10 protein-coding genes are annotated in these 15,841 nt (G+C 69.1%); 6 read left to right on the top strand and 4 right to left on the bottom strand.

Translation table 11 applies throughout. The features are described from left to right. Positions 1-14 precede the first annotated feature (14 nt). The gene (locus V5F48_RS19355) at positions 15-1,100 is read right to left on the bottom strand and encodes a WD40/YVTN/BNR-like repeat-containing protein (RefSeq protein WP_394260021.1); all 1,086 of its coding nucleotides are present in this window, start codon (positions 1,098-1,100) and stop codon (positions 15-17) included. 178 nt (positions 1,101-1,278) lie between these two features. Here V5F48_RS19355 and V5F48_RS19350 point away from each other — a divergent pair, with 178 nt between their 5' ends. From V5F48_RS19350 to V5F48_RS19340, 3 genes are all read left to right on the top strand, one after another. After that, a complete protein-coding gene (locus V5F48_RS19350) occupies positions 1,279-1,893 on the top strand; it encodes a TetR/AcrR family transcriptional regulator (RefSeq protein ID WP_394260020.1) in 615 nt (204 codons plus the stop codon). 97 nt (positions 1,894-1,990) lie between these two features. Then, a complete protein-coding gene (locus tag V5F48_RS19345; RefSeq protein ID WP_394260019.1) occupies positions 1,991-3,208 on the top strand; it encodes an efflux RND transporter periplasmic adaptor subunit in 1,218 nt (405 codons plus the stop codon). A gap of 68 nt (positions 3,209-3,276) precedes the next feature. Further along, positions 3,277-6,348 carry an efflux RND transporter permease subunit gene (locus V5F48_RS19340; protein ID WP_394260059.1) on the top strand — a complete coding sequence of 1,024 codons (3,072 nt, stop codon included), beginning with the start codon at positions 3,277-3,279 and terminating at the stop codon, positions 6,346-6,348. A 183-nt stretch (positions 6,349-6,531) separates the two neighbouring features. Here the strand turns inward: V5F48_RS19340 and V5F48_RS19335 are convergent, their stop codons facing one another. Next, on the bottom strand, positions 6,532-7,107 hold the full coding sequence (locus V5F48_RS19335; protein WP_394260018.1) for an HdeD family acid-resistance protein: 576 nt from the start codon (positions 7,105-7,107) through the stop codon (positions 6,532-6,534). A 731-nt stretch (positions 7,108-7,838) separates the two neighbouring features. Then, entirely contained in the window at positions 7,839-9,077 is a 1,239-nt protein-coding gene (locus V5F48_RS19330; protein WP_394260017.1) for a L,D-transpeptidase, read from the bottom strand. 284 nt (positions 9,078-9,361) lie between these two features. On the opposite strand from V5F48_RS19330, the gene V5F48_RS19325 reads away from it, so the two are divergent. The 3 genes from V5F48_RS19325 (at position 9,362) to metH (ending at position 15,248) form a co-directional block, all read left to right on the top strand. After that, positions 9,362-10,396, top strand: coding sequence for an ArsR/SmtB family transcription factor (locus tag V5F48_RS19325; protein ID WP_394260016.1), 1,035 nt, complete (start codon positions 9,362-9,364; stop codon positions 10,394-10,396). Further along, on the top strand, positions 10,396-11,346 hold the full coding sequence (gene metF, locus V5F48_RS19320; RefSeq protein ID WP_394260015.1) for a methylenetetrahydrofolate reductase [NAD(P)H]: 951 nt from the start codon (positions 10,396-10,398) through the stop codon (positions 11,344-11,346). Before V5F48_RS19325 ends, metF begins: the two co-directional genes overlap by 1 nt. A 167-nt stretch (positions 11,347-11,513) precedes the next feature. Continuing rightward, positions 11,514-15,248, top strand: coding sequence for a methionine synthase (metH, locus tag V5F48_RS19315; protein ID WP_394260014.1), 3,735 nt, complete (start codon positions 11,514-11,516; stop codon positions 15,246-15,248). Here the strand turns inward: metH and V5F48_RS19310 are convergent. Then, positions 15,211-15,792 (bottom strand): methyltransferase family protein, encoded by a 582-nt coding sequence (locus V5F48_RS19310; protein ID WP_394260013.1) that lies wholly within the window; start codon positions 15,790-15,792, stop codon positions 15,211-15,213. The two genes, metH and V5F48_RS19310, sit on opposite strands and share 38 nt — an antisense overlap. Positions 15,793-15,841: the final 49 nt, after the last annotated feature.

Here is a 15,841-nt window from a genome sequence, read left to right as displayed (position 1 = left end):
TCACGCCTCCATGGTCACGCGTCCACCACGAGGGTCTCCACCGACGAGATGGCCGGCAGGTGCTCGGCGATGCGGCTCCAGCTCTCGCCTTCGTCGGGGGAGACATAAAGCGTGCCGGAGCCGGTGCCGAAATAGACGCCCACCGGCTCCAGCGTATCGGTGGCCATGGCCTGCCGCAGCACGTTGAAGTACGCGTTCTGCTGGGGCAGGCCGGCGCGCAGGGCGGTCCAGCTGGTGCCGCCGTCGCGGGTGCGCCAGACGGCGGCCCTGGCTTCGGGCATGAAGCGGCCGACGCTGTCCCCGTTCAGCGGCACCAGGAACAGCGTGTCCGGATCGCGTGGATGGGCGGCGGCGGGAAAGCCGAAGCTGGAGGGCAGGCCCTGCTCGATGCTCTGCCAGCTCACTCCGCCATCGTCCGAGCGGTACATGCCGCAATGGTTCTGCTGGTAGAGCCGATGGCGCATGCCCGGCGCCTTCACCACGCAGTGCACGCACTGGCCATGCTCGGGATAATTCTGGCCTTCGGGCATGTAATCGGCGCGGGTGCCGCGGTTGCGGGCGCTGAAGGTTCGGCCGCCATCGGTGCTGTGGAACACGCCGGCGGCGGAGATGCCCACCCACACCCCGTCCGGATCGTCGGGGTCCAGCACGAGGGAGTGCAGGATCAGCCCGGCGCCGCCGGGATTCCATTCGGCGCGGGAGGGATGCTGCTGGAGGCCGTCCAGATGGGTGAAGCTTTCCCCGCCATCGTCGGAGCGGAACAGGCCGGCGGGCTCCACCCCGGCATAGAGCGTGCCGCCGGGCCCGGCGGCAAGGCTCCATACGGTCTTCACCGGCGTCTCGCCCTCGGCATAGGCAAGGCCCCGGCTGGAATGGCGCCAGGTGGCGCCGAGATCGTCCGATTGCCACACCGCGGGGCCGAACCATTCGTTGCCGCCGCCCGCAAGGATGCGTCCGGTGGCCGGGTCGCCCACCACATGGTTCATGGGCCAGGTGTCGCAATAGGGGCCGCGCAAGGACCATGCACGGCGGTCCCCGTCGCTTTCGAGGATGAAGGCCCCCTTCCGGGTTCCCACCAGCACCAGCACCTTCTGCGCCATTTGCTCCTCCCTCGTCCCTCGTCGCCCCGGCTCCGCCGGGCATCCTGCACAGGACGCAGGGACCGGTCGCGCTCCGACAGGCGCGACGGAAATTTCCATCGGCCCCAATTTTCCATTCGGCCCTTGGAATTCGATAATTGATGATTTATGATATTCATCAGTTTTGATGGAGGTCGCCTTGAACATCCGGGTGAGGGAGACGGCGGACGAGACCCGCGAGCGCATTGCGCGGACGGCGGAAGAGCTGTTTCGCCGCATGGGTTTTGCCAAGACCGCGGTGGCGGATATCGCTGCCGAGCTGGGTATGTCGGCGGCCAACGTCTATCGCTTCTTCCCCTCCAAGACCGCCATCGTCTCCACCATCTGCACGCGCTCCCTGCTTGAGAACGAGGCGCAGATTGCCGCCGTGCTCGCGGGGGAGGGCTCCCCGCAGGAGAGGATCATTGCGGCCTATCTCACCATCCTGCGCTACCACAAGGAGAATTTCCTGGAGGAGCGGCGCGTGCACGACATGGTGCTGGTGGCCATGGAGAACAATTGGGATGCCATCGAGGCCCACAAGGCGCGCATCGGCGGCATGATCGCCAAGGTGCTGGAGAAGGGCATCGAGGCCGGCGTCTTCGTGCCCCACGATCCGAAGCTTGCGAGCCAGATCATCCTCGGCGCCAGCGTGCGCTACTGCCACCCGGTGCTGGTGGCCCAGAATATCGACGAGGATCTGGAGGCCGGCCTCAGGGCCAGCCTCACCTTCATTCTGCGGAGCATCGAGGTGGAGCGGACGCCGCTCCCCTGAACCGGGGTGATCCGCGCGCCTTCGTGCGCCTTAAAAGTGATGAAAGACAAGTTTCGTCAGCGTTGAGCTGTAATTCGACATTTGACAGGATCGTGCCATGCCCGTCGCTGCCCCCGAGCCCCATAAGTCTTCCGGCAAGTCTTCCGGTGATCCGCGCCTGCGGCGTGCGGGCCTGTTGCGTAAGGGTCTTCTCGCCACCTCCCTTGCGGCTGTCGCCGCGCTTTTGACCGCCTGCGGAGACCCGGCGCCCGCCCAGACCAAGGCGGATGCGCCGCAGGTGGTGGCGCGGCCGGTGCAGGTCACCACCATCGCCTTCAAGCCCCGCGATGCGGAGAAGACCTTCGTCGGCGTGGTCCGGGCGCGGCGGGAGATCGACCTCGCCTTCCGCGTGGGCGGCAAGATGGTGCAGCGGAAGGTGGAGGTGGGCGATCTCGTGGCGCCGGGCGACGTGGTGGCGCGCATGGATCCCGAAGACCTGAGGCTGGAACTGGAGAGCGCGCGGGCCGAACTGGCCGCCGCCACCGCCAATCTCAACCAGACCTCCGCCGAGGACGGACGCTACCGCTCGCTCACGGCCAAGGGCTATTCCTCCAACGCCGATCTCGACCGCAAGTCCCTCGCCAAGGAGGAGGCGGTCGGCCGTCTGGAGCGGGCGAAGCGATCGCTGGAACTGGCCGAGAACCGGCTCTCCTACGCCGAGCTCGTGGCCGACGCCGCGGGCGTGGTGGTGGCCACCTCCGCCGAGCCGGGACAGGTGGTGTCGTCCGGCCAGACCATCGTCCGCGTGGCGCGGCTGGACGAGAAGGAGGCCGTGGTCTCCCTGCCCGAGACCGCGCTGGCCGATGCCCGCGCCGCCGACGCCTTCGTGTCCTTGTGGGCCGAGCCGGGCCGGCGCATTCCCGCCCACCTGCGCGAGCTTTCGCCCCAGGCCGATGCCACCTCGCGCACCTATCCCGCCCGCTTCACCCTGACCGGGGCGGACGCCACCGTCGCCCTCGGCATGACCGCCACCGTCACCCTGCGCCCGAAGGACCAGCAGGAGGTGGCGCGGCTGCCCCTCTCCGCCGTCATCGATCGGGGTCATGGCCCCCAGGTGTTCGTGGTGGACGGCGCCAGCCGAACCCTTGCGGCAAAGCCCATCGCCATCGCGGCCTATACGGAAGACCAGGTGCTGGTGGCTTCCGGCGTCGCGCCCGGTGACGAGGTGGTGACGCTGGGCGTCCAGACGCTGCTGCCGGGCCAGAAGGTGCGCACCGCCAAGCTTCCGGGCAGCACCGACATGGCCGCCGCCGGCCTCAAGGAGTTCCGGCCGTGAGCCCCGCCAGCCACACGCCGCAAGGCGCCCCGCCCGAAGGACAGGCCGGCGCGGGCTCCGGCTTCAACCTGTCGCGCTGGGCCATCACCCACCGCGCCCTGACCCTGTTCGCCATCCTGCTGCTGGCGGCGGCGGGGGCCTATTCCTATCTCAACCTCGGACGGGGCGAGGACCCCACCTTCACCATCAAGGTCATGGTGGTGCAGGCCGCATGGCCCGGGGCCACCGCCTCCGAGATGCAGGCCCAGGTGGCCGACCCCATCGAGAAAAAGCTGCAATCCCTGCCGCATCTCGACCGGGTGGAGAGCTATTCGCGCCCGGGGGTCTCCTTCGTGCAGGTGATCCTGGCGGATTCCACCCCGGCGCGGGAGGTGAAGGACCTCTGGTACCAGGTGCGCAAGAAGGTCTCCGACATGCGCGGCGACCTCCCCGCTGGCGTCATCGGCCCCGGCTTCGACGATGAATATGGCGACGTTTATTCCGCCCTCTACATGCTGAGCGGGGAGGGCGCCGCCCCGGCCGAGCTGAAGCGGCAGGCCGAGATCATCCGCCAGCGCCTGCTGCGCGTGAAGGACGTGGAGAAGGTCGACCTCATCGGCGAGCGGCCCGAGCGCATCTATATCGAGTTCTCCCACGCCCGCCTCGCCAACCTCGGCGTCACCCCGGCGCAGGTGTTCGACAGTGTCGCCCGGCAGAATGCCGTGGTGGCGGGCGGCGCGGTGGATACCCGCTCCGACCGCATCAACCTGCGCCTCACCGGCGCCTTCAGCGGCGTGGAGGCCATCGCCGAGGTCCCGGTGGCGGTGAACGGATCGCTGGTGCGCCTCGGCGACATCGCCACGGTGAAGCGCGGTTATGAGGACCCGCCCGCCTTCCTGGTGCGCCAGCATGGCCGGTCCGCCATCGGCATCGGCGTGTCCATGGCGGCGGGCACCAACATCCTCACCCTCGGCACCGAGCTGAAGGCGGCCATGGCGGACGCCACCGCCGAGCTGCCCGTGGGCATCGACGTGACCCAGGTGGCCGACCAGCCGCACATCGTCAGCGATTCGGTGGGCGAGTTCCTGAAGACCTTCGTGGAAGCCCTCGTCATCGTGCTGGTGGTGAGCTTCCTGTCGCTGGGCTTCCGCACCGGCATCGTGGTGGCGCTGTCCGTGCCGCTGGTGCTGGCCATCGTGTTCCTGGTGATGTTCGCCACCGGCATGGACCTCCACCGCATCACCCTGGGCGCGCTCATCATCGCGCTGGGCCTGCTGGTGGACGATGCCATCATCGCCATCGAGATGATGGTGGTGAAGATGGAGGAGGGCTGGGACCGCATGCGCGCCGCCACCTTCGCCTGGACCTCCACCGCCTTCCCCATGCTCACCGGCACGCTGGTGACGGCCGCCGGCTTCCTGCCCGTGGGCTTCGCCAAGTCGTCGTCCGGCGAATATGCCGGCGGCATATTCTGGGTGGTGGGCTTCGCCCTCATCGCCTCGTGGTTTGTGGCGGTGATTTTCACGCCCTATCTCGGCACGGTGCTTTTGCCCGACATGAAGAAGGGCCATGCCCACGAGATGCACGACGGCCGCCTCTACCGCGCCTTCCGCCGGGTGCTGGAAGCAAGCCTCAGGCACCGCTTCCTGGTGATCGGTGCCACGGTGGCCATGTTCGTTGGCTCCATCGTGGCGTTCGGCCTCGTGCAGCAGCAGTTCTTCCCCACCTCCACCCGGCCCGAGCTGTTCCTGGAAATGCGCCTGCCGGAGGGCACGTCCATCACCGTCACCGAGGCCACGGCGAAGAAGGCCGAGGCCCTGATCGGCGACGATGCCGACGTGGCGACGGCCACCACTTACGTGGGCCGCGGCGCGCCGCGTTTCTGGCTCGGCCTCAATCCGGTGCTGCCCAACCCCAATTTCGCGCAGATCGTCATCGTGGCGAAGGATATCGAGGCCCGCGAGCGGCTCAAGGCGCGGCTCGACGGCGCCATCGCCGAGGGCGCGCTGGCGGAAGCGCGGGTGCGGGTGGACCGCTTCGTGTTCGGCCCGCCGGTGGGCTTCCCGGTGCAGTTCCGCGTGGTGGGGCCGGACCCCATCGCGGTGCGCGACATCGCCGAGAGGGTGCGCGTGGTGATGGCCGCGGACAAGGACATGATCGACCCACACCTCAATTGGGGCGAGCAGGTCAAGTCCATCACCCTCGCCGTGGACCAGGACCGCGCCCGCGCCCTCGGCACCACCCCGCGGGATCTGGCCGAGACCCTCCAGACCCTGCTCTCCGGCTATACGGTGACCCAGCACCGCGAGGGCAACCTGCTCATCGACGTGGTGGCCCGCGCCGTGCCCGAGGAGCGCCTGGACCTCGAACACCTCGCCGCCCTCACCGTGACCACCCGCAATGGGCTGGCCGTGCCGCTGGGACAGGTGGCGCGCATCGCCTATGCCCATGAGGAGCCCATCCTGTGGCGGCGCGACCGCGACCTCGTGCTCACCGTGCGCGGCGACGTGAAGGACGGGGTGCAGCCGCCGGACGTGACCACCCGCATCCTGCCCCGGCTCGACGCCATCAAGGCGGAGCTTTCGCCCGGCTACCGCATCGAGACCGGCGGCTCCATCGAGGAGAGCGCCAAGGCCAATGCCTCGCTGGCGGCGGTGTTCCCGGTGATGATCATCGTGATGCTGACGCTGCTGATGATCCAGCTGCAGAGCTTCTCGCGCCTCGCGCTGGTCCTGGCGACTGCGCCCCTCGGGCTCATCGGCGCGGCGGCGGGGCTGCTCATCGCCCACAAGCCGTTCGGCTTCGTGGCGCTGCTGGGCCTCATCGCGCTGGCCGGCATGATCATGCGCAACACGGTGATCCTGGTGGACCAGATCGACCACGACATCCGCGACGGCCACACCCCCCACCGCGCCATCGTGGATGCCACGGTCCGCCGGGCGCGGCCGGTGGTGCTCACGGCGCTGGCGGCGGTGCTGGGCATGATCCCGCTGGCGGAGAGCGTGTTCTGGGGACCCATGGCGGTGACCATCATGGGCGGGCTGCTGGTGGCCACCGTGCTCACCCTGCTGGTGGTGCCGGCGCTCTACGCCACCTGGTTCCGCGTGAAGGTGACGGACGACGAACCCGCGCCGGCGGCCTTGCCGCAGCCGGCGGAGTGAATGCGCCACCCGCGCGCCAGGATCCGATCGGATCCGGCGCGCGGGTGGACAACAGCTGTCCCGGCGCCCCCCGGGACGGACCTCCCAGCCCGGCCACGGCTATTGCCCCCGGCCGTGGCCGGGCGGGAGGATATGACGATCAGCAGTGCTCCGCCCGATGGTCCGGGCGGAGCGCGCCTCGCCTCAGGTCTTCTTCTCGCGCAGCGCGAGGCCGAACATGAGCGTGCCGACGCCGTTGACGATGAGGTCCAGGCCCAGGAACAGGCCGAGGATGTAGACCGAGTTCACCGGCCAGCGGGCAATGATGATGGCGCCCAGAAGCAGGGTGACGAGGCCCGACACCACGATGAAGCCCCAGCCCTTGCCGGGACGGGAGCCGACGCCGGCGAAGATGCGGAAGATGCCTTCCACCGCCAGCGCCACGCCGATCATCAGGGTCAGCACGCCGGCGCCGAGCAGCGGGTTGTTGATCATGAGGCCGCCGGCCACCACGTAGAGCAATCCGGCCAGCAGCCAGTAGAAGAACCGGCCCCAGCCCTGGACCCGGAAGGCGTGGATGACCTGGACCACGCCGCCCACGAGAACGAGCGCCCCGACCCAGAGCACCGTGACGAAGGTGGAGGCGAGCACATGGGCGAGGGCCACGAACCCGAGAACGATGAAGGCGATGCCCAGCACCGCGAACCAGCCCCAGCTGGCGCGGACGGCGTGGAGCTGGTCGGTGACCGTGGATGCGGGCGTTTGTGCAGGCATTGTCATTTTGCCGTCTCCGGATGCGAGGTCATGAAGCCCTCGCCGGTTGGGGGTGAGTCGTTCCACCCCCTGCAATCATACAGGAGGAACGGGCGGCACACAGCGCGGGGTGCAGTCGCCCGAAGGTGCAATCGGGTGCCCTGGCCGGGCGACCGCCATCCGGGAAGGTCTTCAGCCGGCAGCGGGGGCATGGCCGATTCGCTCAGGTCATCGGACTGCCGCGCTCTCCCCGGCGTCCATGAACAGGCCCACCGATAGCTGGACCTGGGACCGCGGCGGCGGAAGTCGTTCGCGGTGGGGCGGGGATGAAAGCATTCAGCGCCGATGCCGGGGCGCAGAAGAGCGGCCGCGGCATCGCAGGCAAGCAAGGGCCGATGGTCGTTCAAGGCCCGATGGTCGTTATGGATGCTGTGCAAGCCGCTCGTCCGTCGCCCTCGATCCGTCACAGGGCGAGGGAAGCGGGTCGCGGAGCGGTGCTGGACATGTCGGGGGGCGGTGGTCTGGCCAATCGCGCCGGGGCCGATCACACCCCAGCGTCATCCAGAGCGGGAGCCGGGATGGAAAGCGTCTTATGGCGCGGGCTCGAGCATCGCCGCCATCGCGCTGGACCGGATCGAGGCCGGGGACGCGGGACAGTTTCGGGCGCCGGGCAGCAGGGGCGGAGCCGGGAGGAGGGTGTCGGATAACGGCCCGGCCGGCGCAGGGCGCCGACCGGGTCCAATGATCAGGTGAGGGGATCAGCGCTGGGCCGGGACCACGGGCTTGCCGGTGGACCCGGTGGAAACCGGGGCGGGGGTGCCGGCATTGGCCTGCGGGCCGCCGGCCTTCGGCAGGATCACCACCTTGGTGCCCACGCCGGCGCGGTCGAACAGGTCTTCGATATCGGCGTTCAGCAGGCGGAAGCAGCCGGACGACACGAACTTGCCGATGGTCTGCGGCTCGTTGGTGCCGTGGATGCGGTATTCGGTGCTGCCCAGATAGAGCGCGCGCGCGCCCATGGGATTGCCCGGGCCGCCGGCCATGAAGCGCGGCAGGTAGGGCTGGCGCTGGATCATCTCGGACGGCGGACGCCAGTCGGGCCATTCCGCCTTGCGGGAGATCTTCTGGGTGCCGGCCCAGGTGAAGCCCTCGCGGCCCACGCCGATGCCGTAGCGGATCGCCTTGCCGCCGCCCACCACGTAATAGAGGTAGGTGTTGGGCGTATCGATGATGATGGTGCCGGCCGGCTGGGTGGTCACATAGTCCACCGTCTGGCGGCGGAAACGCTCCGGCACCGGCTCGGTGGGGTCGACGTTCTCGATGCGGGGGCCGGATGGCGCCTCGGTGGTGCCGGGGACTACGGCGGCGTTGGGCGAATAGGCGCCGGCGGGCGGCGGACCCGCATTGATGCTGGCATAGATGGCATCCTGATCCACCGCGCCGCGGCCGGAGCCGCCATAGGTGGCCTGCGCCGGAGGCTCATGGGCGGCAGGGGCCGGCTGGCCGTAAACACCGGCCGGCGGCGCGTCAGCCTGGGGCGCGGCATAGGTCTGCTGGCCGTAGCCCTGGTTGCCGTAGGTCTGGCCCTGGGGCACGACCGCGGCCGGATGCGGGCCACCCTGGGGGGCGACGGCGCTCGGCGCGCCTGAATAGGTCGGCTGCACCGGCTGCGGGTAGCCCTGCTGCGGATAAGCTTGCTGGGGATAAGGCTGTGCCGCGGGCGCGCCATAGGCCGGCGTTGCCTGCTGGCCGGGAGGCGGCAGCTCGGTGCGCTCCAGCTGGTCGCGGCGCACGGGTGCCTGACGCGCATAGGGATCGGAATAGCCGGGAGGGGGAGCCCCATAGCCGCTCACGGAGCCGGGCGGCAGGGTGCCCGTGTCCTCTTCGTCTGCCGCGTTGGCGGGCAGATTGTAGCTCGTGCCATTGGCAGCCTGGCCGAAGGCAGGCGCGGTGAGAACCGATGCCCCGAAGGCGGCGAGGAGGAGTTTGTGGCGCAAAGTCATATCTGAGGTGTTAACCGTGAAACGTGACGAAATTGGAAACGGGGCACGGAAAATTTCACGCACCACGTCGGTAATATCGTACGCCAGCGCCGGACGATCCCGCGCTTCCGCCGATCTGTGACAAAAGCGTGTAGGCCTGCCGTTCCGCGGGCGCAACGGCGCTCCGTGCAGCGCCGCTGATCGTGATCGGAATGGCTGGCAACGGCCCTCGCGCGTCCCGCGCCATGGGGCAGGGGAGGCGCTTGAATGTGTCGAGGTTAGGATATAAAGATATCTTTATGTCAAATCCGAAGCCGCGCCAGCCCCTGTCGTTCCCCGCCGTGCTCGAAAGCCTGAAGGCGGCGGGCGAGGACACGCGCCTGCGCCTGGTCGCGGTGCTGGGCGAGGCGGAACTGACCGTTTCCGACCTCACCGAGATCCTGGGCCAGTCCCAGCCCCGCATCTCGCGCCATCTCAAGCTTCTGGCCGAGGCCGGGCTGGTGGAGCGGCACCGCGAGGCGAGCTGGATCTTCTATCGCCGGGCGGCGGATGGGGCGGGCGGGCGAATCGGCGCCGCGCTCCTTGACCTGCTGGATCGCGACGATCCGGTGCTGGCGGGCGACCGGGCGCGGCTGGTGGCGGTGCGGACGGCACGCGCTGCGGCGGCGCAGGCCTATTTTGCCGCTCACGCCCGCGAGTGGGATGAGATCAGGCGGCTTCATGTGCCCGAGGCGGCGGTGGAAGCGGCGGTTCGGCAGGTCCTGTTCGATCCCTCCCTGGGCGCCGCGCCCATCCAATCGCTGCTCGATCTCGGCACCGGCACCGGCCGCATGCTGGAAGTGTTCGCGCCGGATATCGAGCGCGGCATGGGCATCGACCTGTCGCCGGACATGCTCGGCGTCGCCCGCACCAACCTGGAACGCGCCGGCATCCGCCACTGCCTGCTGCGCCAGAGCGATATCTACGCCGTGCCGGCGCCCCGCGATTCGTTCAATGCGGTGATCGTGCATCAGGTGCTGCATTATCTCGACGACGGCGGCCGCGCCCTGAAGGAGGCGGCGCGGGTGCTGCGTCCTGGGGGGCGCCTGCTGGTGGTGGATTTTGCGCCCCACGGCCTCGAATTCCTGCGCGACGCCCACGCCCACCGCCATCTCGGCTTCCCGCGCGAGACGGTGGAGGGCTGGCTCGCCGACGCCGGTCTGGACCTCGTCACTTTCCGCACCCTCGCGCCCGACGGCAAGGCGGGGGACGGGCTCACCGTTTCGCTCTGGCTGGCGCGCGATCCGCGCGTGCTCATGGCCGGCGCCGACCTTGCCGACAGGGAGATTGCCTGATGACCACGCCCGCCCTTGCTCCATCTCCCGCCCCGGTCCGGGCGAGCCGGGAGATGGACCGGCCGCCGGTGAAGGTCTCCTTCGAGTTCTTCCCGCCGAAGACGCCGGAGATGGAAACCACCCTGTGGTCGTCCATCGCCCGCCTCGCGCCGCTCTCGCCCGCCTTCGTCTCCGTCACCTACGGCGCCGGCGGCTCCACCCGCGAGCGCACCCATGCGACCGTCGAGCGTATCGCGAAGGAGACGGACCTTGCCCCGGCCGCCCACCTCACCTGCGTGGCGGCGAGCCGGGACGAGATCGACGCCGTGGTCACCGCCTACAAGGCGGCGGGCGTGAAGCATATCGTGGCGCTGCGCGGCGACCCGGCGACCGGGGTCGGCACACGCTACGAGCCGCACCCGGGCGGCTACGCCTATGCCAACGACCTCGTGGCCGGCATCAAGCGCCTCGGCGATTTCGAGGTGTCGGTCTCCGCCTATCCGGAAAAGCATCCGGAGAGCGCCAGCCTCGACGCCGACATCGATGTGCTCAAAGCCAAGGTGGATGCGGGCGCGACGCGGGCCATCACCCAGTTCTTCTTCGAGAACGACGTGTATTTCCGTTATCTGGACAAGGTGCGGGCGCGGGGCATCGACATTCCTATCGTGCCCGGCATCCTGCCCGTGACCAATTTCAAGCAGGCCTCCAACTTCGCCACCCGCACCGGCGCCAGCGTGCCGGCCTGGCTGCTGCGGCGGTTCGAGGGGCTCGACGACGATGTGGAGACGCGCAAGCTCATCGCCGCCGCCGTGGCCGCCGAGCAGGTGACCGACCTCGTTGATCGGGGTGTCACCGATATCCATTTCTATACGCTGAACCGCGCCGACCTCGTCTACGCCATCTGCCATCTCCTGGGCCTGCGGCCCAAGGCGGCGGCGCAGGCGGATGCGCCAAAGGCTGTCGCCATCTGAGCGCCACAAGCCCTCTCCCGCTTGCGGGGGAGGGTTGGGAGGGGGAGGGAGCCTCAGTCCCATCGCCGCCGGCAGGATTGGCGACGATGCCGTGTTTTCGTCCGGCGACGGACGCCCATCTGTTTCACCGAGGCTGTGCCAAGCCCCGAGCCCGAGATCACCCAGCCATGACCGAATCCCGCGCAGCCGACACCTTCTCAGCCCTCGCCCAAGCCGCCGCCGAGCGCATCCTCGTGCTCGACGGCGCCATGGGCACCATGATCCAGGGGCTGAGGCTGGACGAGGCCGGCTATCGCGGGCAGCGCTTTGCCGACTGGCCGCGCGACGTGAAGGGCAACAACGACCTTCTCAGCCTCACCCAGCCGGATGCCGTGCGCGCCATTCATCTGGAATATTTCCGCGCCGGCGCGGACATGGTGGAGACCAACACCTTCTCCGGCACCTCCATCGCCCAGGCCGACTACGGCATGGAAGAGCTGGTCTACGAGCTGAATTTCGAGAGCGCGCGTCTCGCCCGGGAAGCCGGCGATCTCGCGCAGGCCGAGGACGGCCGCCCGCGCTTCGTCGCCGGCGCCTTCGGCCCCACCAACCGCACCGCCTCCATCTCGCCGGACGTGAACGATCCCGGCTTCCGCGCCGTGACCTTCGACGACCTCGCGCGGGCCTATCACGAGCAGGCGCGCGGCCTCATCGACGGCGGGGCGGACATCCTGCTGGTGGAGACCATCTTCGATACGCTGAACGCCAAGGCAGCCATCTTCGCCATCGAGCAGCTGTTCGCCGAGCGCGGCATCCGCCTGCCGGTGATGATTTCCGGCACCATCACCGACCTCTCCGGCCGCACCCTCTCCGGCCAGACGCCCGCCGCCTTCTGGTATTCGCTCCAGCACGCGCAGCCGTTCTCCATCGGCCTCAACTGCGCGCTGGGGGCGCGGGAAATGCGCGCCCATGTGGCCGAGATCGGCCGGGTGGCGGACACGCTGGTGTGCGCCTATCCCAATGCCGGCCTGCCCAACGAATTCGGCCTCTATGACGAGAGCCCGGAAGCCATGGCGGAGCTGGTGGGTGAGTTCGCCTCTTCCGGCCTCGTGAACATCGTGGGCGGCTGTTGCGGCACCACGCCCGCCCACATCCGCGCCATCGCGCAGGCGGTGAAGGGCAAGGCGCCGCGCGCGGTGCCGCAGATCGCGCCCCGCCTGCGCCTCGCCGGCCTGGAGCCGTTCGAGCTGACGCCGGAAATTCCGTTCGTGAACGTGGGCGAGCGCACCAACGTCACCGGCTCGGCCCGCTTCCGCAAGCTCGTCACCACCGGGGATTTCCCCGCCGCGCTCGCGGTGGCGCGCGACCAGGTGGAGAGCGGCGCGCAGGTCATCGACATCAACATGGACGAAGGCCTCCTCGACAGCGAGGCCGCCATGATCACCTTCCTCAACCTCGTCGCCGCCGAGCCGGACATCGCCAAGGTGCCGGTGATGGTGGACTCATCCAAGTGGGAGATCATCGAGCAGGGGCTGAAGCGTCTGCAGGGCAAGGGCATCGTCAATTCCATCTCCATGAAGGAGGGCGAGGACGCCTTCCGCGAGAAGGCCCGGCTGGTGCGCGCCTACGGCGCCGCCGTGGTGGTGATGGCCTTCGACGAGGAGGGCCAGGCCGACAGCTTCGAACGCAAGACCCAGATCTGCGCGCGGGCCTATCGCATCCTCACCCAGGAGCTGGGCTTCCCGCCGGAAGACATCATCTTCGATCCCAATGTCTTCGCGGTGGCCACCGGCATCGAGGAGCACGCCGGCTACGGCGTCGCCTTCATCGAGGCCACCCGCTGGATCCGGCAGAACCTGCCCCACGCCCATGTGTCGGGCGGGGTCTCCAACCTGTCCTTCTCGTTCCGCGGCAACGAGCCGGTGCGCGAGGCCATGCACGCGGTGTTCCTCTATCACGCCATCCAGGCCGGCATGGACATGGGCATCGTCAATGCCGGCCAGCTCGCCGTCTATGACGAGATTGAGGGAGGCCTGCGCGAGGCCTGCGAGGACGTGGTGCTGAACCGCCGTCCCGACGCCACCGAGCGCCTTTTGGAGATCGCCGAAGGCTTCAAGGGCACGGCCGGCAAGGAGAAGCGCGAGGCGGACCTCGCCTGGCGCTCCTGGCCGGTGGACAAGCGCCTCGCCCATGCCCTCGTCAACGGCATCACCGATTTCGTGGAGGTGGACACCGAGGAGGCCCGCGCGTCCGTCGCCCGCCCGCTCCATGTGATCGAAGGTCCGCTGATGGCGGGCATGAACGTGGTGGGCGACCTGTTCGGCGCCGGCAAGATGTTCCTGCCGCAGGTGGTGAAGTCCGCCCGCGTGATGAAGCAGGCGGTGGCCTATCTCATGCCCTTCATGGAGACGGAAAAGCAGGAGATGGGCGTCACCTCCGCGTCCGCCGCCGGCAAGGTGCTGATGGCCACCGTGAAGGGCGATGTGCACGACATCGGCAAGAACATCGTGGGCGTCGTGCTCCAGTGCAATAATTACGAGGTCATCGACCTCGGCGTCATGGTGCCCATGGCGAAGATCCTCGAAACCGCCAAGGCGCAGAAGGTGGATGTAATTGGCCTGAGCGGCCTCATCACCCCCTCGCTGGACGAGATGGTGAATGTCGCCGCCGAGATGGAGCGCGAGGGCTTTTCCCTGCCGCTCCTGATCGGCGGGGCCACCACCTCGCGGGTCCACACGGCGGTGAAGATCTCGCCCCGCTACGAGCGGGGACAGGCGGTCTATGTCACCGACGCCAGCCGCGCGGTGGGCGTGGTCTCCAACCTGCTCAATCAGGAGACGCGCGGCGCCTATGTGGCCGACATCCGCGCCGAGTACAAGAAGCTCGCCGAGGCCCACGCGCGGGCGGACGCCAACAAGCAGCGCGTGCCCCTCGCCAAGGCGCGGGAGAACGGCCTGAAGCTGGATTTTTCCGCCTATGAGGCCCACAAGCCCTCTTTCCTCGGCACCCAGGTGTTCGAGGACCACGACCTTGCGGATCTCGTCCCCTTCATCGACTGGACGCCCTTCTTCCAGTCCTGGGAGCTGACCGGGCGCTACCCGGCCATCCTCGAGGACAAGGTGGTGGGCGAGCCGGCCCGCGCGCTGTTTTCCGACGCGCAGGCGATGCTGGCGAAGATGGTCGCGGAAAAGTGGGTGAGCGCCCGCGCCGTGGTGGGCTTCTGGCCCGCCAATGCCATGGGCGACGACATCGTCCTGTTCCGCGACGACACCCGCAAGACGCCGCTCGCCACGCTCCACACCCTGCGCCAGCAGCTGGCGAAGCGGGACGGGCGCTTCAACCTGGCGCTGTCGGATTTCGTCGCGCCGCTGGAAGCCGGGGTCGCCGATTATGTGGGCGGCTTCGCGGTGACCACCGGCATCGGCGAGGAGGAGCGGGTGGCGGCCTTCAAGGCGGCCAACGACGATTATTCCGCCATCCTGCTCAAGGCCCTGTGCGACCGCCTCGCCGAGGCCTTCGCCGAGCGCCTGCACCATCTGGTGCGCACCAGGCTGTGGGGCTATGCGGCCGATGAGGCGCTCGCCAACGACGACCTCATCGCCGAGCGCTATCGCGGCATCCGCCCCGCGCCCGGCTATCCCGCCCAGCCCGACCACACCGAGAAGGCGACGATCTTCCGCCTGCTCGACGCCACCCACAAGGTGGGCATCCAGCTGACGGAGAGCTTCGCCATGTGGCCGGGAGCGGCGGTGTCGGGGCTGTATTTCGCCCACCCCGAGAGCGCCTATTTCGGCGTCGGCCGCATCGAGCGCGACCAGGTGGAGGACTATGCCGCCCGCAAGGGCTGGAGCGTGGAGGAGGCCGAGAAGTGGCTCGCCCCCATCCTCAATTACGACCCGGCGCGGGTGGAAGCGGCGGAGTAGGCGGTCGCGGCCGGCCGATCCAGCGCGGCACCCGCGCCGCATAGGCCTCGAAGGCGGCGCCGAACTTTGCCGCGAGATGGCGCTCCTCGCGCCGCGCCGCCAGGCGGTCGGTGGCGAGCGCGGCGAGAAGCGCCGCCGCCATCAGCCACGGGTTGAATACGGCAAGGCCGAGCCCCAGCAAAACCAGGGTGTTGCCGAGATAGATGGGATTGCGCGAGAGCGCGAACGGCCCGCTCGTGACCAGCCGGTCCGCCGCCCGGTGGGGCAGGATAGTGGTGCGGGCGCGGTGGAGGGTGACGACCGCCCAAAGGTCGAGCCCCAGTCCCAGCCCCGCCACGACGGCGCCGCCGCCGCGCACCTCAGGCCCGGCGAGGAAGGCCGGCCAAAAGGTTGGTGCGAGGGCGCCGAGGGCCAGCGCCGCGACGAGCGCCCCGCCATAGATCATGGGCGGCCAGGGCAGCCGGTTCGGCCGCGCTGCGCAGGAATCGGGCGGGGTGGCATCGGGCGGGGTGGCATCGGGCGGGGTGGCATCGGGCACGATCATGGGCGGTCTCCCGGGCGATGGTTAGCACATGCGGGCGGACGCGATCGCG

Origin of the sequence: Xanthobacter autotrophicus ATCC 700552 (assembly GCF_043194565.1) — a bacterium.
Lineage (GTDB): Bacteria > Pseudomonadota > Alphaproteobacteria > Rhizobiales > Xanthobacteraceae > Xanthobacter > Xanthobacter autotrophicus_F.
This window is presented reverse-complemented; position numbering and strand designations above follow the sequence as displayed.

What these genes read in the sequence shown, in the direction of transcription:
- V5F48_RS19355 (WP_394260021.1), bottom strand. Translation starts at nt 1,100, where the DNA reads ATGGCGCAGAAGGTGCTGGTGCTGGTGGGAACCCGGAAGGGGGCCTTC.
- V5F48_RS19345 (WP_394260019.1), top strand. Translation starts at nt 1,991, where the DNA reads ATGCCCGTCGCTGCCCCCGAGCCCCATAAGTCTTCCGGCAAGTCTTCC.
- V5F48_RS19335 (WP_394260018.1), bottom strand. Translation starts at nt 7,107, where the DNA reads ATGACAATGCCTGCACAAACGCCCGCATCCACGGTCACCGACCAGCTC.
- V5F48_RS19325 (WP_394260016.1), top strand. Translation starts at nt 9,362, where the DNA reads ATGTCAAATCCGAAGCCGCGCCAGCCCCTGTCGTTCCCCGCCGTGCTC.
- metF (WP_394260015.1), top strand. Translation starts at nt 10,396, where the DNA reads ATGACCACGCCCGCCCTTGCTCCATCTCCCGCCCCGGTCCGGGCGAGC.
- metH (WP_394260014.1), top strand. Translation starts at nt 11,514, where the DNA reads ATGACCGAATCCCGCGCAGCCGACACCTTCTCAGCCCTCGCCCAAGCC.
- V5F48_RS19310 (WP_394260013.1), bottom strand. Translation starts at nt 15,792, where the DNA reads ATGATCGTGCCCGATGCCACCCCGCCCGATGCCACCCCGCCCGATGCC.